The following is a 23,835-nucleotide window of genomic DNA, read 5'->3' on the forward strand; positions in this document are numbered from 1 at the left end:
GCGAATCGCATCGCCCTCCTGCCACGGAGAGACCGTGGCCGCCAAGTCCGAAGGAGGTGGAGTTCGCGCATGCGTCGTTACGAAGTCATGGTGATCCTCGACCCTGAGCTCGATGAGCGCACCGTGGAGCCGTCCATCGACCAGTACCTGAACATCGTCCGCAAGGAAGGTGGCACGGTCGAGAAGCTCGACATCTGGGGTCGCCGCAAGCTTGCCTATGACGTGAAGAAGAAGTCCGAAGGCATCTATGCCGTCGTCGACCTGACCGCCGAGCCGGCGGTGGTGAAGGAGCTCGACCGTCAGCTCACGCTGAACGAGTCGATCCTCCGCACCAAGGTCATCCGGCCGGACCAGCACTGACCCTGGGGTCGTCAGCAGCCATCGGTACTGTCGGCACCAGCCGGTACTGATAGCTGTAGACACAGACACACCCGATAGCAGGAGGAACGGCAATGGCAGGCGAAACCGTCGTCACACTGGTCGGCAACCTTGTCGACGATCCTGAGCTCCGGTTCACCCCGTCCGGTGCCGCCGTCGCGAACTTCCGGATCGCGTCGACGCCGCGGACGTACGACCGGCAGACAGGTGAATGGAAGGACGGCGAGTCGCTGTTCCTGAGTTGTTCCGTCTGGCGCCAGGCCGCGGAGAACGTGGCCGAGTCGCTGCAGCGCGGCATGCGCGTGATCGTGCAGGGCCGGCTGAAGTCGCGTTCGTACGACGACCGTGAGGGCAACAAGCGCACGGTCTTCGAGATCGACGTGGACGAGGTCGGACCGAGCCTGCGCAGCGCCACCGCGAAGGTGACCCGGGCGATGCGCTCCGGTCCCGGCGGAGACGGCGGCGGCTTCGGTGGTGGCGGTGGTGGCAACCAGGGTGGCGGCAACTTCGGTGGCGGCGGCCAAGGTGGCGGCGCCCCGCAGAACGACCCCTGGGCGACCCCGCAGGGTGGCGGCAGCGGTGGTGGTGGCGGTCAGGCTGCCCCACAGAACGACCCCTGGGCCAGCCAGGGCGGCGGCTCGATGGAGGAGCCTCCGTTCTGATCCGGCGCTCCGGGTCGTAACCATGTAAGACAGACCATTCCGGCACGTGTGCCGGGCTCTGGAAGGAAGAGAGCACCACAATGGCCAAGATCATTCGGAAGCCGAAGAAGAAGGTCTGCGGCTTCTGCAAGGACAAGGCGACGTACGTCGATTACAAGGACACCGCGCTGCTGCGGAAGTTCATCTCGGACCGCGGCAAGATCCGCGCCCGCCGGGTGACCGGGAACTGCGTGCAGCACCAGCGCGATGTGGCCACCGCTATCAAGAACGCTCGTGAGGTGGCGCTGCTGCCCTACACGAGCACGGCTCGCTGAGGGAGGCCCGAACCATGAAGCTCATCCTGGCGCAGGAGGTCGAGGGCCTCGGAGCCCCCGGCGACATCGTCGAGGTGAAGGACGGCTACGGCCGCAACTACCTGGTTCCGCGCGGCCTGGCCATCGGCTGGACCCGCGGCGCCGAGAAGCAGATCCAGTCGATCAAGCGGGCGCGTGACGCCCGGGCGATCCAGGGCAAGGAGCACGCGAGCGAGGTCAAGAACCAGCTCGAGCAGCTCAACGTCACGCTGGACGTCAAGGCCGGCGATACCGGCCGCCTGTTCGGTTCGGTCACCCCGGCCGACATCGCCGGCGCGATCAAGTCCGCCGGCGGCCCGCTCGTCGAGAAGCGCGCGATCGCGATCGCGTCGCCGATCAAGAGCACCGGCAAGCACCAGGTCTCGGTGCAGCTCCACCCCGAGGTGGCCGCCACGGTCCGCCTCGAGGTCGCGGCCGTCTGACCTCAGCAACACCCAAGGCCCGCATCTCCCTCAGGGGATGCGGGCCTTGTCGTGTTCTGCTCAGCCTGGGGTCGGCGTCGGCCAGGGGAGTGGCTTGGGGTCGTTGCCCTCGCCGCCGTTCTCCGGCTTGGCGACCTTCGGCCACTTGACCGGTCCCGGATCCGATTGGTTGCCTCCGGCATCAGGTAGAGCGACCCGCGGCCATTGCACCGGACCGGGATCGTCGTCCGCCATCACCCGCCCGGCCGGCACCAGCAACCCTGCTGTCACCAGCACTGCCGCAAGCACGCGGCCGGACCGATTCACTTCTTGTCCAGCGCGTACAACGTCGAGTCGTGCACCACCAGCGCTCGCCCATCCGCAACACCCCACGGCCGCGCGGTATCGGCGGGAAGAGTCTGGCCTTTGCCGCCGGGGGTCGTGGCGACGAGATCATTGCCGACCATCCCGTAGATCGTCGTACCCGTGACCGAAACCGGCTGGAAGTCGGTGTACCGCGCCGTCGACTTGTGCGCGAAGTCGATCACGCAGTTGCCCCAGGCAGCGACGTTGCCGGTCTGGTCCGGCACCCACTGCCAGCTTTCGACGTCAGCCTCCTTCGCCACCGGGCAGGTGGCGAGGACCGCGCCGTTCACCGTCGAGTGCACTACCGGGATCACGATGTCCTTGGTGGCCGACTTCCACAGCACCAGCGCGCGGCCGGGGCTGGCGGCGACCACATGCTCGATGCCCTTCGACCCGGACGGCGCCTTCGGGTTCACGGTCTGCAGACCCTTGTCCAGCTGACTCCAGAACAGTGGACCGGTGTACCGCGCCATCAACGCCTTGCTGCTCTCGGCCAGCAGAACCGTGGACAGGCGCGGCTGGTTCGCCACCGCCTTCAGTTTGCCGCCGGCCACCATGCTCGCACCGGCGTCGCCCTCCACCTTGATCAGCGGCGACGTCCCGAAGAACTGCACCTGCGCTTGGTCGGGCAGCTCCACCGAGGTGGCGCCGGCACCGCCACCAGCCCAGTAGTACAAGGCATCCGGCGCCGCCACCGCGAGCACGGGCTTGGAGTCGATCGTGGTGTAGACCGGGCTCTGCGCGTCCTTCGGCACCTTGTCCTGCCAGAGGACCTTGCCGTTGCCGTCGAAGACCGCGACCTTCTCGTCCGGCGTGAGGATGGCGACCTGTTTGCCGTCCGGTGACACCGCAGGCGCCGACTTCGTGGCGATGTCGACCGTCCAACTCGCCTTGGTCGACCAGCCCGGTGGCACCGGCCGGGCCGAGAACTGGTCCGGTACGACCTTCGGCTCGGGCAGCGTCGGGACCTTCGGTGCTTCCGACGGTTTGGCCGCGTCGCTGTCGCCATCCCGGAACACCGTGAAGTAGAGCGTCGTACCTGCGATCAGTACGACGGCCAGCGCGATGCCGGCGATGACCGGCCAGCCTGGCCTGCGGGCGCCGCCGCTGCTGGTGCTGCTTCGGCTCTCCGAGTCCACTGCGTCGACCCGGCCGTCGGGGTGGACGATCAGCGGCCAGGAGGAACCGTCGGACTCCACCGCGGTTGCCCGCACCGGCCGGCCGAGCTGTGCGGCCCGATCGCTCACGACGGAGATCGCGGCCTGCCGTGGATCTCGGTGGTTGCTGACCGGATGGGTCCGCCCGGCGATGGTGACCTCGGCGTTGCGGTCGTCGTGCAACCGGATCGTCACCTTGGGCCAGGACGGGATCTTCTCAGCCACGGCGACCTCTCATTCCCGCCACAGATCTCCCTCGTTCATCCGACTACGCCGCCCCCGTTCTAGCATGTGCAGCGTCCACCGCAGGCCAGAAATCCGGGCCCGCGGGACTCTGCGGGCCCGGCCCGGCTCGACTGCTCCGGCCAGGGAGCGGCGGGTCGCAAGGCCTGTGGATAACTCACGCAACGTACATCCGGGAATTGAGAGAATACGGTGAGCGACAGCTTGTCACACACCACGAAAGGAGGGGCCATGACGCAGAATCCGTGGGATCGGCAGTCAACGACTTCAGGTCCGCACCAGCCACCGCCGGGTCCCTCGCCGCAGCCCGCGGGCGGGCCGTCCGCACCTCAGCACGGTGTTTCCGCGCCGGCCGAGGACCAGCGGCTGCCCAAGTTCGCGATTCCGGCCGCGGACACACTCTGGTGGGTCGGTGTGCACGGTGGCGCCGGCGAGACCACGATGTCGCTCCTCCTTCCGGGGAGCCGGGCGGCGAACCATCGCTGGCCGATCCCGCCGCCACCGGTGCCGACGCCGGTCGTCCTTGTCGCCCGGACGCATGGTTCCGGTCTGCGGGCCGCCCAGCGGGCCGCGGTCGAGTGGGCGTCCGGTGTGGTCCAGGGCGTGGCCGTGCTGGGCCTGGTGCTGATCGCGGACGCGCCCGGGCGACTGCCCCGGGTGCTCGACGACTTCGCCGACATCGTCGGCGGCGGCGTGCCGCGGGTCTGGGACATCCCCTGGATCGAGGAGTGGCGCCGAGGGGAGGCTCCGACGCCGGAGAACACCCCGGACGAGGTCTTCGAAGTCCTCGAATCCATCTACGCACTGCGCGCCGCGAACCCTGCGGACTATCCCGCCCCGTACTGAAAGGTCCCTCCGCGATGATGCTGGCCCATCTGATCTCGGACACGCATGCCCTGATACCGCTCAGCGGTGGCGGCACCCGGCCACCCGGCGGCGAGAAACTCGAGCTGGTGATCGACTGGGTGCGCTGGATCGCCTTCGCCGTCTGCGTTCTCGGCATCCTGATCGCCGGCGCCATGATGGCCGTCGGCCAGCGTCGCGGTGAAGGTGGCGAGCATGCCGCCCGGCTCGGCTGGGTGCTCACCGCCTGCATCGTGATCGCATCCTCGACGCTGCTCGTCGGCGCCCTGCAATGACCCATGGCCGCTGACACGGTCCGCGGCGTCCCGCGGACGTACGGGAACTGGCGGCAGCCCGCCTCCGCGGGGATCGCCGGACTGGGGTCGCTCGGCACCGCTCTGCTGATGGGCGGGCTGGTCATGACGATCATGGCCACGATGGCCGGCGGTCTGATCGGCGCGATCGTCACGCTGCTGATCGTCGGCGTCTGCCTGCTCATGCTGACCACCAAGGACAAGCACGGGCTGTCCGCCCTGCAACGTCTCTCCACCCGGATCGGATGGGAACGAGCGAAGATGGCGAAGCACAACATCTACCGGTCCGGCCCACTCGGCCGCCCCGCGTGGGGCACCTTCCAGCTCCCGGGTCTGGCCGCCGCGTCCCAGCTGAGCGAGTTCGAGGACTCGTACGGGCGGTCGTTCGCGCTGCTGTACTACCCGAGCACCCGGCACTTCACCGTCGTCATCAACGCCGAGCCGGACGGTGCCTCGCTCGTGGACCAGGAGCAGGTGGACGTGTGGGTCGCGCACTGGGGTCAGTGGCTCGCCGCGCTGGGCCACGAGCCTGGCATCGTGGCTGCGTCGGTGACGGTGGAGAGCGCGCCCGACACCGGCATCCGGCTCCGTCGCGAGGTCGGCAGCAACATGCTGGACGGTACGCCGGCCATCGCACGGGCCATGCTGACGGAGGTCGTGCAGACGTACCCGGAGGGCTCAGCGCTGATCTCTGCCCGAGTCGCTCTGACGTTCAAGGGCACGGACCGAAGCGGCAAGCGCCGCAAAGAGGAAGACATGGGCCGTGAGCTCGCGTCCCGGCTGCCTGCTCTCACCCAGAGCCTCAACGCCACCGGTGCTGGCGCGGCCCGTCCGGTCACCGCTCAAGAGTTGTGCGAGACCGTGCGCATCGCCTACGACCCGGCGTCCGCCGTACTGATCGATGAGGCGCGTACCAACGGGGACATGCCGGAGTTGCAGTGGACCGATGTCGGTCCGGCCGGTGCGCAAGGGTTCTGGGACAAGTATCGGCACGACTCCGCGTGGTCGGTGACATGGCAGATGACGCAGGCGCCGCGTGGTGAGGTGTTCTCCTCGGTGCTGTCCCAATTGGTCGCGCCGCACGGGGACATCGATCGGAAGCGCGTCACGTTGCTCTACCGTCCGCTGGACGCGGCTACCGCGGCCCGAGTGGTCGAGGCCGACAAGCGCAACGCGTCGTTCCGCGCCACCACGTCGAGCCGTCCGTCGGCCCGGACCATGACCGAGGCCAGGGCAGCGGAGCGGACCGCGCAGGAGGAAGCGCACGGCGCGGGCCTGGTCAACTTCGGCATGGTCGTGACCGGCACCGTGATGACCGCGGAGCAGGTCCCGGACATGATCGCCGCCATCGACAATCTGGGCGCCACCGCCCGCGTCCTGCTGCGGCCGGCGTACGGCTCGCAGGACTCTGCCTTCGTGGCCGGCTTACCGCTCGGCGTCGTACTGCAGAGCCACCTGTCCGTTCCCGCCGGCATCCGGGAGGCACTGTGAAGCCGGCCGACCCGGTCCGCACCGGCAAGCGGCCGATGCCGCGCGGCTGGCCCGGTGCGGGCCGCGGCTACTCGACGTACCTCCAGGCACCGGCCGAGTGGCGCGGCACCACAGTCCAGGTCTGCGGCCTCTGGCCTTTCGCCGCAGGCACCGGCAGTCCCATGGTCGGCGTACCCATCGGCCGGAACATCCTCTCCGGCGCCACCCTCTGCTGCGATCCCATCAACTGGTTCACCCGAGCCAACCTCATCTCCAACCCTTCGATGTTCGTGCTCGGTAGGCCCGGCCTGGGGAAGTCCACTGTGGTCCGGCGGATGGCGTTGGGGCTGGCGGGGTACGGGGTGCAGCCGTTGGTGCTGGGGGATCTGAAGCCGGACTACCGGGACTTGATCGAGGCGTTGGGTGGGCAGGTCATTCGGCTGGGACGGGGGCGCGGGCATCTCAATGTGCTGGATCCGGGGGAGTCGCGGACGGCGGCGCAGCGGCTGACCGGGAAGGCACGCGAGGCGATTCAGGCCGATGCGCACGGGCGCCGCCACACGATGGTCTCCGCGTTGATCTCGATCATGCGCTCGGCACCGCCGACGGACCGCGAGGAGACGATCCTTGACGAGGCGCTCAAGGTCCTCGACGAGAGATCCAGCGGTACGCCGGTACTGCGCGATCTGCTCCAGGTCGTTCAGGACGCGCCGGACCGGGTGCGCAACGTCGCTCTCGATCGCGGCAGTCTGGATCGCTATCGGCAGATCACCGAGGGCCTCGAGGCATCGCTGATCGGTCTGGTCGGCGGTGGCCGGCTGGGTGAGATCTTCTCCGCGCAGACCGACAACCCGATGCGGCTGGATCGGCCGGTCGTGTTCGACGTGTCCTCGATCGACGACTCCGAGACGAACCTGCAGGCCGCCGTACTGCTGGCCTGCTGGTCCTACGGGTTCGGCGCGGTCGCGGTGTCGCAGGCCTTGGCGGACGCCGGTCTGGAGCCGAGGCGGCACTACTTCGTCATCCTCGACGAGCTGTGGCGGGTGCTACGCGCCGGCCGCGGTCTGGTCGACCGCGTCGACGCGCTGACCCGGCTGAACCGTCAGCGCGGAGTCGGGACGGCGATGATCTCGCACACCATGTCCGACCTGCTCGCGCTCGAGAACGCCGAGGACCGGATGAAGGCCAAGGGGTTCGTCGAGCGGTCCGGCATGGTCGTCTGCGGCGGTCTGCCGCGCGCCGAGATGGAGAACCTGACCGAGGTCGTGCCGATGTCCGAGGAGGAGCAGAACATGCTCATCGGCTGGCAGGACCCACCCGCCTGGGACCCGGCGACCGGCGTGGAGGTCGCGCCGCCCGGTCGCGGCAACTTCCTGGTCAAGGTCGGTGGCCGTCCGGGCATCCCGGTGCACGTCAGCCTCACCTCGGTCGAGCGCGAGATCAACGACACCAACAAGCTCTGGAGGACCGACCCGGTGCTGGAGTTGCCGCCGCCTGACCCGGCCACCCGCGTGGTCGCCCGAGCGGGAGTCGACAAGTAGATGGCCGACGGGAGGCGCAGTACTGGACCGGGGGCGCTGTCCGCCGAGACGATCCTGGTCTTCATCGGTGTCGGCGTCTTCACGATCGGCGTCGTGGGGATCTGGGGAGCGCTCAAGACTGCCGCCGCGATCGACGGAACCCCCGCGGTGCCAGACCCGATGACCGCACTCGTCGATCTGATCGACGGTCAACTGCGGTGGTCCACCGCGGCAACCGGCGTACTGATCCTCGAGTTCGTCCTGTTGCTGATGATCGCGTTCGCCGTCCTCGGCTGGAGACGTCGGAGCGGGGTCGGCCGGGTGGACAGGCAGGCGTACCTGATGGCGAAGCGCTCGGACATCTCGAAGCTCACCCGCTCGGGTGCGCAGGGAATCGCGGACCGGCTCGGCGCCGGCCACGCCGGTCCCGGCATCCCGATCGGCCGGACTGTCCGAGACGACCTCGAGGTCTTCGGATCCTGGGAGGACCTGCACATCGACATCTGGGGACCACGGACCGGAAAGACGGCATCCCGTGCCGTGCCCGCGATTCTGGATGCGCCCGGCGCCGTGGTTGCCACCTCGAACAAGCGCGACCTCGTCGACACCACCCGCGGTCCGCGGCAGGAGCGGGGACCGGTGTGGGTGTTCGACCCACAGCAGGTCTGCGAGGAGCCGCCGAGCTGGTGGTGGAATCCGCTCACTTACATCACCGACGAGGTGAAGGCGCGCGACCTGGCCGGGCACTTCGTCGCATCGCAGCGCCGGGAGAACGCCCAGACCGACGCATTCTTCGATGCCGCCGGCACCGATCTGCTGGCCGGCCTGCTGCTCGCTGCGGCGGTCGCGCGACGCCCGATCACGCAGGTCTACAGCTGGCTCGCGGACCAGCGCAACGACGAGCCCGAGCGGATCCTGCGCAGCACTCCCGGCCTCCAGTTGTCCGCCGACGCGCTGGCCGGTGTGATCAGCGCGCCCGACAAGCAGCGCGCCGGTGTCTACGGCACGGCCCAGCAAAGCGCCCAGTTCCTGGTCAACCACAAGGTCACTCGCTGGGTCGTCCCACAGGGACAGAACGACCCTCGCCCGCAGTTCGACCCGCACGAGTTCGTCCGCCGGGGCGGCACGCTCTACAGCTTGTCCAAGGAAGGCGCCGGTACGGCGGGACCGCTGGTCACCGCGTTGACGGTGGCCGTCGTCGAGGCGGCCGAGCAGTATGCGAAGAGTTGCCCGATGGGTCGTCTACCGACGCCACTCGTCGGCGTACTGGACGAGGCGGCGAACGTGTGCCGGTGGAAGAACCTGCCCGATCTCTACAGCCACTTCGGATCCCGCGGCATCGTGCTGATGACGATCCTGCAGTCGTGGGCGCAAGGAACGGAGTGCTGGGGTGAGCGCGGCATGGACAAGCTGTGGTCCGCCGCCAACATCCGCGTGTACGGCGGTGGCGCCTCGGACGCGACGTTCCTCGAGAAGCTCAGCAAACTGATCGGCGACTACGACATCACCACGAGCTCGGTGTCGTACAGCAAGGGCGAGCGCGGCACCAGCCGGCAGATCCAGCGGCACCACATTCTCGAGGTGTCCGACCTCGCCGCGTTGCCATCCGGGCGCGCGGTCGTGTTCCCGTCCGGGATCCCGGCGACGATGGTGAAGACGGTGCCATGGTTCGCCCGGCCGGATGCCCACGCGGTGGAGGCCTCGCTGGCGAAGTACGATCCGGGAGCGACCGGCGCCCGTACGCGGGAGGCCCGGTCCGCTGTGCCGGTCGGCGTCCCGGTGTGGGAGCAGAGCGAGGAGCAACGTGGTGGATGGTGAACAGGAACTCTTCTACCCGCACGTCGCGGCGTTCGTCGAGGACCGGCTGATCTACCTCTACACCCGCCGGCTCGGGCAGCAGTTCGTCTGGTGCCCGGAGTGGTTCCGGCACGCCGAGGCGCTCAGCCGGCTGGACTCGCTCTGGCGCGCCTGGGAGCACCTACGGCTGGATCCGGCGATCGGGATGTCAGCCTGGTGGCGCGACCACGCGGACCCGCAGATGTCGGTCCTTCTCGACCCCGACGGTCCGTTCGCGGCCTGCCGCGGTGCCCATACGGAGTACCCGATCCCGCCGCTGCCGGTCGAGGAGCCGCCCGCCGGACTCTTCTTCGACCAGCGACAACCGAACCTCCGGGGGATCTGACATGTGGAAGTGGACGAACCTGCTGCTCGCGTTCCTCGTGGAGTTGGTTGCCTTAGGCCTCTTCGCCTGGTGGGGATCGCAAGCGACCGGCAACACCGCGCTGCGGATCCTGCTCGCCGTCGGACTGCCTGTCGTCGCGGCCGTCATCTGGGGTCTGTACGCCGCTCCCACCGCGAAGCGTGGCACGCCGGTGGTGCGGACGGTGGTGAAGGTCCTGGTGTTCGGCCTCGCCGGAGCCGCACTGTGGAGCCTGGGTCACCCGGTGCTCGCGGTTGTCTTCGTGGTGGTGGTCGCGGCGAACCTGCTGATCATCCACGTGCAGAAGCTCAGCCCGGACACGCCGCAGCGCAACGTCAGCGAGTAGCGCCCGTCACCAGCCAGGCGTCGCTGCGTTCGCGCGTCATCAGAGTGAGTAGCCGCAGCAGCATGAACCCGCCGAACGCCCACCACAACGCGACGATGCCGCCGTCCAACCACAGCACACTCAACGCGAGCGGCACGTACAGCACGAGCGCGATCACTCCGGCCACCGCCAGGTACGGACCGTCTCCGGCGCCGATCAGTACGCCGTCAAGCACGAACACGACGCCGTTCACGGGTTGCCACAACGCCGCGACGACCAGTACGGCGGCGAGCGACTGTCGTACCTCGGGATCCGTGGTGAACCACGAGACGTAGATGTCGCGCAGACCCCAGAGCGCGAGCCCGCCGACGAATCCGGACACCAGGCCCCACCACATCATCCGCCGGGTGATCGCGCGGGTGCCGGCCACGTCACCCGCACCGAGTGCCCGCCCGGTCAACGCCTGCGCCGCGATGGCGATGGCGTCGAGTGCGAGCGCGAGGAACGACCAGAGAGTGAACGCGACCTGGTGCGCCGCGACCGACGTCGTACCCAGAGCGGTGGCGACGAAGGTGAGCAGGATGAGTGCCGCCCGCAACGTCAGGGTTCGGACGATCAGCGGGATGCCCATTTGTGCGGACGCGAGGATGCCTGGTCCATCCGGTCGCAGCTTGGCGCCGTCGCGTCGGGCGCCGCGGACAACCACCACGACCAGCGCCACTCCAGCCGCCGTCTGTGCGAGCGCCGTACCCAGTGCCGAGCCGGCGATGTCGAGGTCGAGGCCGTAGACGAGCAGGACGTTCAGACCGATGTTGACGAGGTTGGCGGAGATGGCGACGACCATCGGCGTCTTGGTGTCCTGCAATCCACGGAGTACGCCGGTGGCCGCCATCAGTAGCAACATGGACGGGATGCCGAAGCACGAGATGCGCAGATAGATCACGGCGTGATCCGCGACATCCGGCGATGGGTCGAACGCGGCGATCGCGACGGGCGAGAGCAGCAGCCCGGCGATCGCCAGTACGACGCCCAGCAGCAGCGCGAGCCAGAGCCCGTCGATGCCCTGGGCCAGTGCGCCGCGGTGATCACCCGCGCCGATCCGCCGGGCCACCGCGGACGTCGTGCCGTAGGCCAGGAACACGCAGATCCCGACCAGGGTCTGGAGGATCGTGCCGGCGATGCCCAGTGCGGCGAGTTGCGGCGTACCGAGGTGGCCGACGATCGCGGAGTCGGCGAGCAGCATCAGCGGCTCAGAGACCAGCGCGAAGAACGCCGGTACGGCGAGCCGCAGGATCTCGCGGTCCTGGGCACCGATCAGTCGTCGCAGTCCTGCCCGGCTCGGCTCAGTCACCGCGCCGCCGTCGCCAGCGCGCGGTATGTCATGAGCATGCGGCCCATTGTGCCTGACTTGCGCTGTGCACAGACGCCCGGATCCCACAGTCCGGAAGAAGGTCGCGGACTTTTTCTTCTCCACAGTTGTGAATGAGTGAAACCGCAGGTCAGAGGGATGTTTTTGGATCCCTTTCCACAGATATCCACAGGGTTGTTCCCAACCTGTGCACACCCGATCACGGAGTTTCCCACAGCTCGTCCACACCCCCTGTGGATGACCGGCTAGCACCCGGTGACCAGACCGGCGTACGGTCGCGTGTCTGGTGCCGTCCGCAAACTGTCGGTGGCTGTGTTTACGGTTCGATCAGGTGTTCGAACCCCGGCCTCCGATGGTCGGGGTGGCGCGTCGGTGGGCGGACGAGGAGGTCGGGCGAAGTGAGCGTGGCGGAGTTCCGCGGGGGGCAGGGCGGCGGCCAGGAAGAGCGCAACCCGGAGATGGGCTTCGACCGTACGCCGCCGCAGGATCTGGCCGCGGAGCAGTGTGTGCTCGGGGCCATGATGCTGAGCAAGGACGCGATCGCCGATGTGATCGAGACCCTGCGCAGCACCGACTTCTACCGGCCGGCGCACGAGATCGTCTTCGACGCGGTCACGGACCTGTATGCCCGCGGTGAGCCGGCCGACGCGATCACGGTCGCGGCCGAGCTGAACCGTCGCGGCGAGATGGCCCGGATCGGCGGCGCGCCGTACGTGCACACGCTGGTCGCCTCCGTCCCGCTCGCCGCGAACGCCGGGTACTACGCGCACATCGTCCGGGAGAAGGCGATCCTGCGTCGCCTGGTCGAGGCCGGCACCAAGATCGTCCAGCTCGGGTACGCCGGTGAGGGTGAGGTCGACGACGTCGTCGACGAGGCCCAGGCGGAGATCTACTCGGTCACCGAGAAGCGGACCGCCGAGGACTACGCGCCGCTGAAGGACATCATGGAGGGCGCCCTCGACGAGATCGAGGCGATCGACTCCCGTGGCGATGCGATGGTCGGCGTACCGACCGGGTTCACCGACCTGGACGAACTGACCAACGGTCTGCACCCCGGTCAGATGATCATCGTCGCCGCCCGTCCCGCAATGGGGAAGGCGCTCGCGCTCGACACCCCGCTGCCGACGCCGACCGGCTGGACCACGATGGCCGAGATCGCCGTCGGCGACCAGTTGCTCGACGCCGCAGGCCGGCCGACCGCGGTGGTGGCGGCGACCGAGGTGATGGTCGACCGGCCCTGTTTCCGGCTGTCGTTCTCGGACGGCAGCACGATCGTCGCCGACGCCGAGCACCAGTGGCGGGTCGAGGACGGCGGCCGCCCGGTGGTCTGCACGACCGCCGACCTGTTCACGGCGATGTCAGCGAGTCCCGGACTGACACCGTCGATCACCGGGTCGGCGCCGCGGCAGATCACCGGGCACGGCTTCCCGGCCGCGCTGGCCGGCGAGGGCGAGCGGCGGGTGGAATGGATCCACCAGGTCGACAGTGTGCCGGTGCGCTGCGTCGAGGTCGACAACCCCGATCACTTGTACCTCGCCGGCAAGACGATGATCCCGACCCACAACTCCACCTTGGGGCTCGACCTGGCCCGGTCGGCGTCGATCAAGCACGGCCTGACCTCGTGCATCTTCTCGCTGGAGATGAGCCGCAACGAGATCACCATGCGTCTGCTGTCCGCCGAGGCCAAGGTGCCACTGCACCACATGCGCAACGGCAAGATGACCGACGAGGACTGGGCCCGGCTGGCCCGCAAGATGGGCGAGGTCTCCGAGGCGCCGCTGTTCATCGACGACTCCCCGAACCTCACCATGATGGAGATCCGCGCCAAGGCCCGCCGCCTCAAGCAGCGCCACGACCTCCGCCTGATCGTGATCGACTACCTCCAGCTGATGACGTCCGGCAAGAAGGTCGAGTCCCGCCAACTCGAAGTCTCCGAGTTCTCCCGCTCCATCAAGCTCCTCGCCAAGGAACTGGAGCTCCCCGTGGTAGCCATCTGCCAGCTCAACCGAGGCTCCGAACAACGCTCCGACAAACGCCCCATGGCCTCCGACCTCCGCGAATCCGGGAGTTTGGAGCAAGATGCCGACGTTGTCATCCTGCTTCACCGTGAGGACGCCTACGAGCGGGAGTCCACGCGGCCCGGTGAGGCGGACTTCATCGTCGCCAAGCACCGTAATGGGCCGACTGCGGATGTCGTGGTTGCGTTCCAGGGGCACTACTCCCGCTTCGTCGACATGGCTCACGACGGGTAGACGGACCGCCTCGGAGTACCGGCCGACGATCCAGTCCTGCGGTTTGGCGTCGAACGTCGTGGCGCAAGCGCTAACGGTGATCCGTTGCGCACCCACCGCGCAACTCGACGTCTTCGGTAACCGGCCAGTTGTACGAATCCGCGCCGACCGGTGTGTCAGATCGGCGGGATCCGCACATTGTGCAGTCGCGCAAGCTCAGAGGTAGCGCAAGGAAGTCGGGGCTGTCTCGGTGACGGTTGCTGCTCAAGATGACCTTGACGCCTGGCGGCCTGTACCGCCAGATCGCCTTGTGCCCCGCATCTTTCGACGCATGGTGCGGCGCCGACATGATCGACGTCGTCCGCCACGGAACCACGCCCGCAGTCGGAGGACCGCCTGCGACCCGGCCTGTGGAGTCACTCCAGATCAAAACACCGTCTGTCTGATTGTCGCGCACCCAGATGCGCTCGGCGGACAGGGCGGTTGGCCAGAGGTAGGTGACCAACGCCCGGCGATTCTGGATCGAGAGCCGAACGGAGAAGTACAACGCTACGTCTGGCCTCGTTGAATCCGGCAAACGACCGGGTTCGACCTCAACGGCATTGACGATGGTGGCCCGCCCCGGGCGGCCCTCAGTAGGCCAGCACGGCAACTTCTCCGCGGTCGCCCGATCGACATCGAACCACCGAAAGCGGCAGCCGACGTAGGACGCACGCAGCACGATGAGCGCGAGACGGACGGCCGATGCGGCGACACGGTCCGCAACCTCGGCCGCCGAGTCGGGCCACGCATCGTTGGGCTCATCGTGGTGGAGCTTGGAGATGACCTCACGATTGGTCGAGATCGCCGCTTCGACGGCCTGCTGGATCCTGTTCTGCGGCGGCATCGCCGCGCGCACTCGGCGGCGCTCGTCCGACCGCCTGGCTGTGGGCTCGCTGATCGGGTGTGCCGGAAGTGTGTCGGACAACAGGTTGTCCGGACCGATGTTCAGAAACTGTTCGATGTCGGCCACGAGTTTGGCAGGCAGGTTCGCTGGTTCAGCGAGGTCGAGTTCGAGACTTTCCGCAGCATCGGCGCCGGGATAGGCATTCGCGACCTGGTCGCTGGCGCCCGATCTGATGCTGTGATCGCGGAGTGGGCTTGCCAGGCCGAGCAGACCCTGGATTGCCTCGACGCTCGCGTCGTCATCGACCTGATCGAGTACTGGTCGGCTCAATTGGTGCCGGGCTTCCGCTGGAGAACTCCCCGGCGGAGAAGCACTCAACCCGGCGAGTGCTTGCAGTACGCGGAACCAATCCAGCGGGGCCCAGACCTCGGGTACGACGGTTGCGGCGCTTGATGGTGGATGCCGGTAGGCCTCGAAGAAGCTGTCGATCGCACCGACGTGATCAGCGTCGTCGTGAGTGAGGATGAGGACGTTCGGCGCGAACGACGCAGCTCCGCGTGCGAAGTCGTCAGCGCTTCCGACATCCACCACGACGCGGAAGTTGCCCGGTCCCTGCCACAGCCAGCTCTCACCGGGATGCCTGGATGTTGTTGGTGAGGGTTGTTGACAGATGAGTCTCATGAGCCCTGCCAGCATGTCGATCGAGTGTGACGCAAGCATTCTGGCGGTGAATGCTCGCGACGTGAATGCGGCTGGATGGCGGAGGCGTTGTAGTCGACGTACATCATGACGGTCGCGGCTGAACGGTTCGACGGCTGAGTGCGCTGTGAGGTTGTTCACACGGTGTCACAGGGTGGCGGCGTACGGCGTCTCGTGGGCATGACTGGATCTGAACAGACCGCGGTGCTGGTCACCGGAGGGAACAAAGGGCTTGGGCTTGAGGCTGCGCGGCGACTCGGGAAGATGGGGTGGGCCGTCTTCCTCGGGTCGCGGGATGAAGAGCGCGGGCGGGTCGCTGCGGCGACGCTGGCGGACGATGGGGTGAACGTGGTCCTGGTGCCGTTGGACGTGACGTCGGACGAGTCGGTGGCGGACGCCGTACGGCTGGTTCGGAAGCACACTGATCGGCTGGATGTGTTGATCAACAATGCGGGTGCGCCGGGGAAGGGTGTGCCGCCGGCGGATGCGGTGGTGGCGGACGTTCATCCTGTGTTCGACACGAACGTGTACGGGCCGATCCGGGTGACGCAGGCGTTCCTGCCGCTGCTGCAGGCGGCGGAGAATCCGCGCGTGGTGATGGTGTCCAGCGCCGGGGGGTCGTTCGCGGTGGTGACCGATCCGGCGCAGCCGATCTCGAAGATGCACGAGCTCGCCTACAGTTCGTCGAAGGCGGCGCTGAACATGATCACGGTTCGGTACGCGCAGGCGCTTCCGCAGATCAAGTTCAACGTCGCCACTCCTGGAGAGGTCGCGAACCACAAGTTCGCCGCCACCGACATGAACCATCACACCGGCGCGTTGACGGTCACCGAGGGCACCGACTCCATCATCCGGCTCGCGACCCTCGACGCAGATGGTCCGACGGCCACCTTCGTCGACCGGCTCGGCTCTGTCGCCTGGTGATCGCACGTCACGGACGCGCGACCTTCGGTCTCGTGTGCGCGGTGAGCACCAGACCCGTGCGCACGAGGCCGAGGAGCGGACCGAATGGGAGCGCGAAGCCGATCCGGTAGAAGAGGTCGGCCGGGAGCAGGACCGACGATAGTCACCAACGTGGCGTTGGCCGGTCCACAGCAGTACGCCGAGGACGAGCTCGGCCGCGCAGACCACGACGAGCCCGGCCAGCAGCTGAACCGGACGCCGGAGGAGGCTCAGGCTGAGGGCGAAGCGGCGTCAGCGGTTCTTCCAGCGGTGGGCTGAGATGGATTCCTGGGCGAGGAGGCGCAGGGACGAGATGAGGGTCTCGCCGAGGATCGTGCCGATGACGACGGACTCGGCGAGTTGGTCCCGGGTGGGGTTGGTGGTGACGGCGTCGATCTCCAATTCCGTGAAGCGTTCGACGGCGTCGGCGTAGGCGTCGAGGAAGCCGACCAGGTCGTCCTGGCCGAGGGTGCGCAGCGCCGCGACGGTTTCGATCAGAGTGGCGAGCGCGGGCGCCTCGGGTTCGACGGACCAGCCGCGGCGGGTGATCAGTTCGGTCACCTGAGTGGTGGCGGCCACGCGGGCCTCCTCTGAAGCGGTCTGCTTGCGGGTCGGCGTGAGCGCGCGATGGGCCCGGCCGATCTGTTCGTGCAGAGGTACGTCGTCAGCGTCCAGCGACTCGAGGATCTCCTTCACCTGCGCCACCGGGACCTGGGCCAGCTCGACCAGTGCCCGGATCAATCGCAGCCGGCGGACGTGGCGGTCGCCGTACGACGCCTGGTTCGGGCTGCTGAGCTCGCCCTGCGGAAGCAGGCCCTCGCGCAGGTAGTACTTGATCGTCGGCACCGGGACCTCGGTGGCCCGGCTCAGTTCCCCGATGCGCATTGTCGCTTGCCTTCCTCTCGACTGTGATGGATAGTATCAGTATCCATAAGCGGATACCTTCACTATCCATGTAAGGAGTTGAGGCAGATGATCCCCCTCGTTCTTGTCCTGGCGACGTTCGTCTTCCGGGCGCTCGGCGCGCTCGGGGTGCGGCGGTTCGCGACCTGGCCCGTCAGCGCGGCGCACGCGATGGCAGTCATGCTGCTGCTCACCGCGAGCGCGCACTTCGTCCCGGCCGACGTGACGGTGATGCCGAACCACGCGGACATGGTGCGCATGGTCCCGCCGTTCCTGCCGTTCGCCGATGCGCTGGTGTATGTCACCGGCGTACTGGAACTGCTCGGTGCGGCCGGTCTCGTGCTCACCGCGACGCGCTGGGCCGCCGGGTACGCCCTGGCCGCGTTGTTCGTGGCGTTGCTCCCGGCGAACATCCACGCGGCGGTGGCCGACGTACCGTTCGCCGGCGGCGAGGCGACCCCGCTGTGGCAGCGGATCCCCGAGCAGATCCTTTACCTGGCGGTCGCGCTCTGGGTCGCCAAGACCACCAAGCCCGCTACCACCGCGGCACAGCGAGAGGAGTTGGTGCACTCATGACGGAGGCGTCGCGGATCATCGCCGGGGCGATCCTGCTCACCATCGTCACGATCCAGTTCGGCGGCTACTTCATGACGAAGATCGTCCGCGGTCAGGTGCCGATGACGGACTTCCAGAAGTCGTTCGCGCGAGCCGGCCACGCACACGCCGGCGTGCTCGTGATCCTCAGCCTGGTCGCGCTGCTGTACGTCGATCAGACCAGCCTGTCCGGCGTCATGCTCTGGGTCGCCCGCCTGGCGATCCCGGTAGCGGCGATCCTCATGTCCGGCGGCTTCTTCGCCTCGTCCGCCGGCAAGGACCGGACCCAGCCGAACCAGTTCCTCTGGGTCCTGTGGCTCGGCGCCGCGTCGCTCGCGCTCGGCGTCCTGACCCTCGGCATCGGCCTGATCGTCGCCTGACCTCAGCCGGCCGCGACGGTTCGGGCCGGCTGTACCGAGGCGATCGCCGCACCCGCCCCGAATCCCTCGGCGCGGGCGACGAGCCGGTCGCCGGTGATCGCGACGGCATACTCGAGGTCGTCGCCGATCACCTCGCAGCCGAGGGTGGACGCCAGTACGCCGCCCTCGTCGTGCACCACCTGCACCCGCGGCAGTGGAATTATTTGCCGCAGGCAACCAAGAAGGCTGTCGGTGGTGTACCGGGCGAGCGGCCCGAGCTCGGACGGATCGCCGGACACCAGGGCGATCGTGACCGCTCCGTCGGTGGACCGTGCGACGTCCTCCGCGGCGGCCAGTCGGTTGAGTCCGAGGATGACGACGACGCCGGTGCCGAACTCCGCCGTACGGCGAAGCACCTCGTCGGTCACGGATGGCGGCGACCAGGTCTCGTGCGCCGGCCGCACCGGGGGCATGGTTGGTGGACGTGTCCAGGGATCGTCGACGTCGAGGTCGGCCAACCCAGCACAGGCACGAGCGACCGCGAGCGGCTGGACGAACCCGGGGGCCGAGGTCAGCTGGGTTGCACCGGTCAGCAGCGTGAGCGCGAGCCGCGAGACCTGGATCCTCCGACCGAGCTCGCCGGGGCTCAGGGCGTCGAGGGCTAGGCCGAGGAGGACCGCGTTGAAGCCGAGCAACGAGGCGTACGGCGTCCCGAAGTCTGCCAGGTCGGGTTGTGCGCCCGGGTGTTCCCGGTCGAACCATGAAGACGCGAAGGCGGCGAGCCCCTCGGTAGGTGTGCTCACCGGTCGACGCGCACCTCGACCCGTCCGGTTCTGATCGGCAAGCGCCGTCAGGTAGAGCGCGCGCTTGCCGGCGAAGTTGGAGTACACCGCGCCACGAGTGAGGTCGGCGCGGTCGGCGATGCGGTCGATGGTCGCATCCCGGTAGCCGTGCTCGGCGAACTCCGCCCGCGCCGCGGCCAGCACCTTCGCCCGGTTGCGGCGTTGCAGTTCCGCCCTGCTCAAGCGGCTCACGGCTACCACTCTAGCACTCAGATGTTGCTACCATCTGGATGACGACAACATCTGAGAAGGCGGTGGGGGATGGCAGCCGAGGTGCTGAAGTGCACGTTCTGCGGCAAGACCCAGCACCAAGTCGGCAAGCTGATCGCCGGCCCCACCCCGCTGTGCATCTGCGACGGCTGCGTCGAGCTCTGCAACGAGCTGATCGCCGAGGGGGAGCTCAGCGATATCAGCGACGACCTGCCGGCCCGGGTGCCGAAGCCGCGTGAGATCCGCGAGTTCCTCGACGGCTACGTGATCGGTCAGGACGACGCGAAGAAGGCACTGGCCGTTGCCGTCTACAACCACTACAAGCGGCACCGGACCAAGGCCGGCGACGTCGAGCTCGGCAAGTCGAACATCCTGCTGATCGGCCCGACCGGTTCCGGCAAGACCCATCTGGCCCAGACGCTGGCCCGGATGCTCGACGTTCCGTTCGCGATCGCCGACGCGACCGCGCTGACCGAGGCCGGGTATGTCGGTGAGGACGTCGAGAACATCCTGCTCAAGCTGATCCAGGCGGCCGACTTCGACGTCAAGAAGGCCGAGACCGGCATCGTCTACATCGACGAGATCGACAAGATCGCGAGGAAGAGCGAGAACCCGTCGATCACCCGCGATGTCTCCGGCGAGGGTGTGCAGCAGGCGCTGCTGAAGATCCTGGAAGGTACGACGGCCTCGGTCCCGCCGCAGGGTGGCCGCAAGCACCCGCAGCAGGAGTTCATCCAGATCGACACGACACGGGTGCTCTTCATCGTCAGTGGCGCCTTCGACGGACTCGATGAGTTGGTCGCCCGGCGCACGCGGCCATCCCGGCTGGGCTTCGGCGCTGCGGCCGAGCAGCCCGAGAGCGGGAAGGTCATGCCGGCGGACCTGGTCAAGTTCGGCCTGATCCCCGAGTTCGTCGGCCGGCTCCCGATCGTCACCAGCGTGCCCGCGCTCGACCGCGACGCGCTGGTCCGGATCCTCACCGAGCCGCGCAATGCGCTGATCAAGCAGTACCGCAAGCTGTTCCGGCTCGACGGCGTCGACCTCGAGTTCACCCCGGACGCGGTCGAGGCGATCGCGGATCTCGCCCTGCTCCGCCGGACCGGTGCCCGCGCACTGCGCGCGATCCTCGAAGAGGTCCTGCTCCCGGTGATGTACGACGTACCCGGACGCGACGACATCGAGCGGGTGGTCGTGGATCGCGACGCGGTCGAGACCAACGTCAATCCGACGTTGGTGCCGCGGACTCCGCCGCGGCGCCGAAGGACCGCGTAAGCCGTTCGCCGACGCCGGCGATCATCGCCGCGACCTCCGGCGTCGCCTCGTCAACGATGAACTCGGCGCCCAGGGCAACGATCGGGACGACCAAGGAGAGCACCAGCGATGCGGTGTCCGCGCTGAAGCGGACTACGCACGCGTCAGGTCCGGACGGCTCGACCGTGCCGCGAACGACACCCTCGAAGGTGTCGACAACGCGCTCAGCTGGGAGCTGAACGGTCAGCCGAACCGCGTGCCGGTACTGCGCGGCAGCGAACGACTCGACCAGGTAGGTCGCGGCGTCCGGGGCTGGCAGCACCCGCGGCGTGAACCTGTGCAGTACGGGCGTCACCTCGGAGATCCGGTCGACCCGGAAGATCCGCCAGTCGTCGCGTGACAGGTCGAACGCGACCAGGTACCAGCGCCAGGTCAACGTGAGCAGCTGATGCGGCTCGACCCGCCGGCGGGTCGTCGTACCCTGGCGGCTTTGGTAGTCGAAGGCAACGATCTCGTGATTGCGGCAACAGCGGGCCAGTACGGCGAGCACACCCGGATCAACCTGTGTGACACCCGGCCGGGGGACCGCCTCAGCCGCAGAACCTACCGCGGCCAGCTGCGGTCGCAGTCGCGCCGGCAGCACCTGCTCGAGCTTGGCGAGAGCCCGCATCGAACTCTCCGCGATCCCGCTCACGCCACCCCCCGCCGCGCCGACCAGGCCAAGTGCGACCGCCACCGCCTCATCGTCGTCGAGCAGTAGTGGCGGCAGCGTCGTACCGGGACCGAGGCGGTAGCCGCCGGCCGTCCCAGTCGTGCCGGTCACCGGGTAGTCGAGGGACCGCAGCCGGTCGACGTCGCGTCGTACCGTCCGCTCGGTGACGCCGAGGCGTCCGGCCAGTTCGCGGCCGGACCACTCGCGGCGGCTCTGCAGCAGCGACAGCAACCGGAGCATGCGGCCGGGCAGTTCTTTCCGGGTACTCACCCGGAAAGGATGCCTTGCGGACAAGATGTGTCCGCAAGGGGTCATAGCGTCGGTTTCATGATGGTGACGAAGGAATCGAACGGATACGACGAGGCGCGGCTCGGGTTCCAGCGGCGGGACCCGCATCGGCCGGACGTCATCTTCCCGGTCACGAGCGTGGCCGAGGTCGAGGAAGCAGTCCGGTACGCGGCCGAGCACGACCTGCGCCTGGCGGTGCAGGCATCCGGGCATGGGCTCGCGAAGGGTCTCGACGGCGGTGTGTTGATCGCGACCGGAGCCTTCAACGGCGTCCGGGTCGATCCCGACCGGAAGACGGCGTGGATCGAGGCCGGCGCGACCTGGCAGGACGTGATCGACGCTACCGCGCCGTACGGTCTCGCCCCGCTGTCCGGCAGCTTCCCGGGAGTCGGCGCGATCTCTTACACGCTCGGCGGCGGCCTCGGGCTGATGGCCCGGCGGTATGGGTACGCCGCCGACCACGTCCGCCGGATCGAGATCGTCACCTCGGACGGCGTACGGCGGAACGCCGAGGATGACGCGGAGCTGTTCTGGGCGCTGCGCGGTGGCGGCGGCAACTTCGGCGTGGTGACCGGGATCGAGGTCGACCTGTTCGACGTCGCCACGTTGTACGGCGGCAGCCTGTACTTCGACTTCCTGCAGAACCCGCCTGTGCTCGAGGTCTGGGCCGATTGGACCCGGTCGGTTCCCGACGAGGTGACCTCGGCCATCGCGCTGGTGCCGCTCCCGGACATCCCGCAGGTCCCGGAGCCGCTGCGCGGGAGGTACGTCGCCCAGGTGCAGCTCGCGGTCCTCAGCGAGGGCGGAGAAGATTTGATCAAACCGCTGCGCGCGATCGGTGAGCCGGTGCTCGACACCGTCGGCGAGCTCCCGTACACCGAGTCGGGCAAGGTCTTCGCCGAACCGGAACGCCCGGACAGCTACCGCTCACGCAACGCCCTGCTCAGCGATCTCGACCGGGATGCGCTCGCGACGCTGCCGAAGCTCGCCGGACCGGACGCGTCGGCGATGTGCGTGATCGGCATCCGTCACCTCGGTGGTGCGCTCAGCCGTCAGCCCGACGTACCGAACGCGGTCGGCCACCGCGCGGCGTCGTACTCGCTGACTGTTCTCTCACCAGGCGAGGACGACGTAACCGCCTTGCACCACAGCATCCTCGAGCCATGGCGCGGCGTCACGGTCGGCCGCCTGCTGAACTTCTCCACCGGCCCGCTGACCGGCGACGAGATCCGTGCGGCATTCGACCCGGCCGACCACCGCCGGCTCACCGACCTCAGGAACTGGTACGACGCCGACCGCCGGCTCGCACCGAATCACGAGCTCTGAGCAGCGCGCCGGAGGATCTCCTCGACCAGTCCGGCCTTTGCTTCGACGTAGGCCGCGCGGTCGGTGGTGAGGAGATGGGCCAACTCCCGCTTCAGGGCGGCGTACCGCTCCCGATCTGCGGCGTCTGCCCGCAAGTGGTCGCGCAACAGCACATGGTCCTGGTGCGGCTTGTTGCCTTCGACAACGACATACAGGTGGTGGTAGTGCGCGGCGTCAGGCGGGAGTGCGAACGCCTCCCGTCCGGTGATGCCGAGGTCGCCCTCATGCTGGTAGCCGGCAGCAACTATCGCCGCGACGGTCGGCGGTACAAGGTCGACAGCCGGGACCACCACGTCGACGTCGATGATCGGCTTCGCGGCCAGCCCCGGTACGGCGGTGCTGCCGACGTGCTCGACGGTGTGCGGGATGCCCTTCAGGTAAGGCGACAACCCGTCCCGGATCTCCGCGAACCACACCGGCCACCGCGCGTCGTACTCGACCACCGACGCCGGAGGGATCACAATGCCGCGGTGACGTCGATCTCGACGAGCTGACTCGTGAAGCCGAGCTGTGCGACACCGAGCAGAGTGCTGGCCGTGCTGAACGCCGGCGCGAGCGGCGACGCGTTGAGCTGGCTCCACACCGCCCCCAGCTCGTCGCGGTCGGAGCTCGCGACATAGATGACGGTACGTACGACGTCGTTCGGGGTGGCACCTGCGGACTCGAGCGCGATCAGGATGTTGCGGATCACCTGCTCGGTCTGACCCTCGAGGCCGCCCTCGGCGAGCTCGCCGGACGGTTGCAGCGGGCACTGGCCCGCCAGGTAGATCAGGGTGTCCGCCTGGACCTTGGTCACATGGTGATAGCCGGGGGTCGCGTGCAGTCCGTCGGGGTTGGTCCGCTCGATCGTCACTCCCCGAGCAAACGCGACCCGCACCACCCGGTCAACAGAATTTACGCGGGGTAGACAAGGCACTGCCGCCGGGCCCTGAAGCAGAGACCCGGCGGCAGC

Annotated in this window: 27 protein-coding genes; 18 read left to right on the top strand and 9 right to left on the bottom strand. The window is 68.2% G+C overall.

From position 1 onward, the window contains the following. The first annotated feature begins 69 nt into the window (after nt 1-69). The 4 genes from rpsF to rplI all read left to right on the top strand — a co-directional run bounded on the left by rpsF (nt 70) and on the right by rplI (nt 1,815). Nucleotides 70-360, top strand: coding sequence for a 30S ribosomal protein S6 (rpsF, locus tag ACIBG5_RS28785; RefSeq protein WP_130386399.1), 291 nt, complete (start codon nt 70-72; stop codon nt 358-360). 92 nt (nt 361-452) lie between these two features. Continuing rightward, the gene (locus tag ACIBG5_RS28790) at nt 453-1,040 is read left to right on the top strand and encodes a single-stranded DNA-binding protein (protein WP_360451621.1); all 588 of its coding nucleotides are present in this window, start codon (nt 453-455) and stop codon (nt 1,038-1,040) included. An 80-nt stretch (nt 1,041-1,120) separates the two neighbouring features. Beyond that, nucleotides 1,121-1,354 carry a 30S ribosomal protein S18 gene (rpsR, locus tag ACIBG5_RS28795; RefSeq protein ID WP_012924539.1) on the top strand — a complete coding sequence of 78 codons (234 nt, stop codon included), beginning with the start codon at nt 1,121-1,123 and terminating at the stop codon, nt 1,352-1,354. A gap of 14 nt (nt 1,355-1,368) precedes the next feature. Then, nucleotides 1,369-1,815: a 50S ribosomal protein L9 gene (gene rplI / locus ACIBG5_RS28800; protein WP_131511788.1), complete on the top strand. Its 447-nt coding sequence runs from the start codon at nt 1,369-1,371 to the stop codon at nt 1,813-1,815. 60 nt (nt 1,816-1,875) lie between these two features. Here rplI and ACIBG5_RS28805 read toward each other — a convergent pair whose 3' ends face one another. Together ACIBG5_RS28805 and ACIBG5_RS28810 are read right to left on the bottom strand one after the other, a co-directional pair. Next, nucleotides 1,876-2,085 (bottom strand): hypothetical protein, encoded by a 210-nt coding sequence (locus ACIBG5_RS28805; protein WP_396394589.1) that lies wholly within the window; start codon nt 2,083-2,085, stop codon nt 1,876-1,878. A gap of 32 nt (nt 2,086-2,117) precedes the next feature. Then, nucleotides 2,118-3,542, bottom strand: coding sequence for a hypothetical protein (locus ACIBG5_RS28810; RefSeq protein ID WP_396394590.1), 1,425 nt, complete (start codon nt 3,540-3,542; stop codon nt 2,118-2,120). A 249-nt stretch (nt 3,543-3,791) separates the two neighbouring features. On the opposite strand from ACIBG5_RS28810, the gene ACIBG5_RS28815 reads away from it, so the two are divergent. Genes ACIBG5_RS28815 through ACIBG5_RS28845 form a run of 7 tightly spaced genes read left to right on the top strand, consistent with a single transcriptional unit; the run spans nt 3,792 to nt 10,253 of the window. Continuing rightward, nucleotides 3,792-4,406 carry a DUF6668 family protein gene (locus ACIBG5_RS28815; protein WP_360451627.1) on the top strand — a complete coding sequence of 205 codons (615 nt, stop codon included), beginning with the start codon at nt 3,792-3,794 and terminating at the stop codon, nt 4,404-4,406. Nucleotides 4,407-4,420: 14 nt separating this feature from the next. Then, a complete protein-coding gene (locus ACIBG5_RS28820) occupies nt 4,421-4,699 on the top strand; it encodes a conjugal transfer protein TrbC (protein WP_360451629.1) in 279 nt (92 codons plus the stop codon). Between the two features lie 3 nt (nt 4,700-4,702). Further along, a complete protein-coding gene (locus ACIBG5_RS28825; protein WP_396394591.1) occupies nt 4,703-6,208 on the top strand; it encodes an SCO6880 family protein in 1,506 nt (501 codons plus the stop codon). Continuing rightward, the gene (locus ACIBG5_RS28830) at nt 6,205-7,728 is read left to right on the top strand and encodes an ATP/GTP-binding protein (protein ID WP_396394592.1); all 1,524 of its coding nucleotides are present in this window, start codon (nt 6,205-6,207) and stop codon (nt 7,726-7,728) included. The genes ACIBG5_RS28825 and ACIBG5_RS28830 overlap by 4 nt, the downstream gene beginning before the upstream one ends. Beyond that, complete coding sequence (locus tag ACIBG5_RS28835; RefSeq protein ID WP_396394594.1) at nt 7,729-9,525, top strand: type IV secretory system conjugative DNA transfer family protein; 1,797 nt, start codon at nt 7,729-7,731, stop codon at nt 9,523-9,525. It abuts the gene before it with no gap. Then, entirely contained in the window at nt 9,515-9,889 is a 375-nt protein-coding gene (locus tag ACIBG5_RS28840) for a DUF4913 domain-containing protein (protein WP_396394595.1), read from the top strand. The genes ACIBG5_RS28835 and ACIBG5_RS28840 overlap by 11 nt, the downstream gene beginning before the upstream one ends. A gap of 1 nt (nt 9,890) precedes the next feature. Then, nucleotides 9,891-10,253: a YrdB family protein gene (locus ACIBG5_RS28845; RefSeq protein WP_396394596.1), complete on the top strand. Its 363-nt coding sequence runs from the start codon at nt 9,891-9,893 to the stop codon at nt 10,251-10,253. Here the strand turns inward: ACIBG5_RS28845 and ACIBG5_RS28850 are convergent. Further along, nucleotides 10,243-11,583: an MATE family efflux transporter gene (locus tag ACIBG5_RS28850; protein WP_396394597.1), complete on the bottom strand. Its 1,341-nt coding sequence runs from the start codon at nt 11,581-11,583 to the stop codon at nt 10,243-10,245. The genes ACIBG5_RS28845 and ACIBG5_RS28850 overlap by 11 nt on opposite strands. A gap of 416 nt (nt 11,584-11,999) precedes the next feature. Here ACIBG5_RS28850 and dnaB point away from each other — a divergent pair, with 416 nt between their 5' ends. Next, nucleotides 12,000-13,853, top strand: coding sequence for a replicative DNA helicase (gene dnaB, locus ACIBG5_RS28855; RefSeq protein WP_396394598.1), 1,854 nt, complete (start codon nt 12,000-12,002; stop codon nt 13,851-13,853). A 70-nt stretch (nt 13,854-13,923) separates the two neighbouring features. Here the strand turns inward: dnaB and ACIBG5_RS28860 are convergent, their stop codons facing one another. Continuing rightward, a complete protein-coding gene (locus ACIBG5_RS28860) occupies nt 13,924-15,414 on the bottom strand; it encodes an MBL fold metallo-hydrolase (RefSeq protein ID WP_396394599.1) in 1,491 nt (496 codons plus the stop codon). Between the two features lie 183 nt (nt 15,415-15,597). On the opposite strand from ACIBG5_RS28860, the gene ACIBG5_RS28865 reads away from it, so the two are divergent. Both ACIBG5_RS28865 and ACIBG5_RS28870 read left to right on the top strand, forming a co-directional pair. Beyond that, complete coding sequence (locus tag ACIBG5_RS28865; protein WP_396394600.1) at nt 15,598-16,341, top strand: SDR family NAD(P)-dependent oxidoreductase; 744 nt, start codon at nt 15,598-15,600, stop codon at nt 16,339-16,341. 150 nt (nt 16,342-16,491) lie between these two features. After that, complete coding sequence (locus ACIBG5_RS28870; RefSeq protein WP_396394601.1) at nt 16,492-16,638, top strand: hypothetical protein; 147 nt, start codon at nt 16,492-16,494, stop codon at nt 16,636-16,638. Here the strand turns inward: ACIBG5_RS28870 and ACIBG5_RS28875 are convergent. Next, nucleotides 16,612-17,244, bottom strand: a complete 633-nt coding sequence (locus tag ACIBG5_RS28875) for a MerR family transcriptional regulator (protein WP_396394602.1) — start codon at nt 17,242-17,244, stop codon at nt 16,612-16,614. The genes ACIBG5_RS28870 and ACIBG5_RS28875 overlap by 27 nt on opposite strands. A gap of 87 nt (nt 17,245-17,331) precedes the next feature. On the opposite strand from ACIBG5_RS28875, the gene ACIBG5_RS28880 reads away from it, so the two are divergent. Further along, nucleotides 17,332-17,838, top strand: a complete 507-nt coding sequence (locus tag ACIBG5_RS28880) for a hypothetical protein (RefSeq protein WP_396394603.1) — start codon at nt 17,332-17,334, stop codon at nt 17,836-17,838. Beyond that, nucleotides 17,835-18,236 (top strand): hypothetical protein, encoded by a 402-nt coding sequence (locus tag ACIBG5_RS28885; protein WP_396394604.1) that lies wholly within the window; start codon nt 17,835-17,837, stop codon nt 18,234-18,236. Before ACIBG5_RS28880 ends, ACIBG5_RS28885 begins: the two co-directional genes overlap by 4 nt. Nucleotides 18,237-18,238: 2 nt before the next feature. On the opposite strand, the gene ACIBG5_RS28890 is transcribed toward ACIBG5_RS28885, so the two are convergent. After that, the gene (locus ACIBG5_RS28890) at nt 18,239-19,249 is read right to left on the bottom strand and encodes a TetR/AcrR family transcriptional regulator (protein WP_396394605.1); all 1,011 of its coding nucleotides are present in this window, start codon (nt 19,247-19,249) and stop codon (nt 18,239-18,241) included. Between the two features lie 69 nt (nt 19,250-19,318). Between ACIBG5_RS28890 and clpX the strand changes: the two genes are divergently transcribed. Continuing rightward, a complete protein-coding gene (gene clpX / locus ACIBG5_RS28895) occupies nt 19,319-20,539 on the top strand; it encodes an ATP-dependent Clp protease ATP-binding subunit ClpX (protein ID WP_396394606.1) in 1,221 nt (406 codons plus the stop codon). Here the strand turns inward: clpX and ACIBG5_RS28900 are convergent. Then, a complete protein-coding gene (locus ACIBG5_RS28900; RefSeq protein ID WP_396394607.1) occupies nt 20,487-21,500 on the bottom strand; it encodes a helix-turn-helix transcriptional regulator in 1,014 nt (337 codons plus the stop codon). The two genes, clpX and ACIBG5_RS28900, sit on opposite strands and share 53 nt — an antisense overlap. Nucleotides 21,501-21,557: 57 nt before the next feature. Between ACIBG5_RS28900 and ACIBG5_RS28905 the strand changes: the two genes are divergently transcribed. Further along, nucleotides 21,558-22,844, top strand: a complete 1,287-nt coding sequence (locus ACIBG5_RS28905) for an FAD-binding oxidoreductase (RefSeq protein WP_396394608.1) — start codon at nt 21,558-21,560, stop codon at nt 22,842-22,844. On the opposite strand, the gene ACIBG5_RS28910 is transcribed toward ACIBG5_RS28905, so the two are convergent. Then, complete coding sequence (locus ACIBG5_RS28910) at nt 22,832-23,344, bottom strand: GrpB family protein (protein ID WP_396394609.1); 513 nt, start codon at nt 23,342-23,344, stop codon at nt 22,832-22,834. The genes ACIBG5_RS28905 and ACIBG5_RS28910 overlap by 13 nt on opposite strands. After that, entirely contained in the window at nt 23,341-23,736 is a 396-nt protein-coding gene (locus ACIBG5_RS28915) for a RidA family protein (RefSeq protein WP_396394610.1), read from the bottom strand. Before ACIBG5_RS28915 ends, ACIBG5_RS28910 begins: the two co-directional genes overlap by 4 nt. Between the last annotated feature and the right edge of the window lie 99 nt (nt 23,737-23,835).

It is taken from the genome of Kribbella sp. NPDC050241 (assembly GCF_044459685.1).
GTDB lineage: Bacteria > Actinomycetota > Actinomycetes > Propionibacteriales > Kribbellaceae > Kribbella.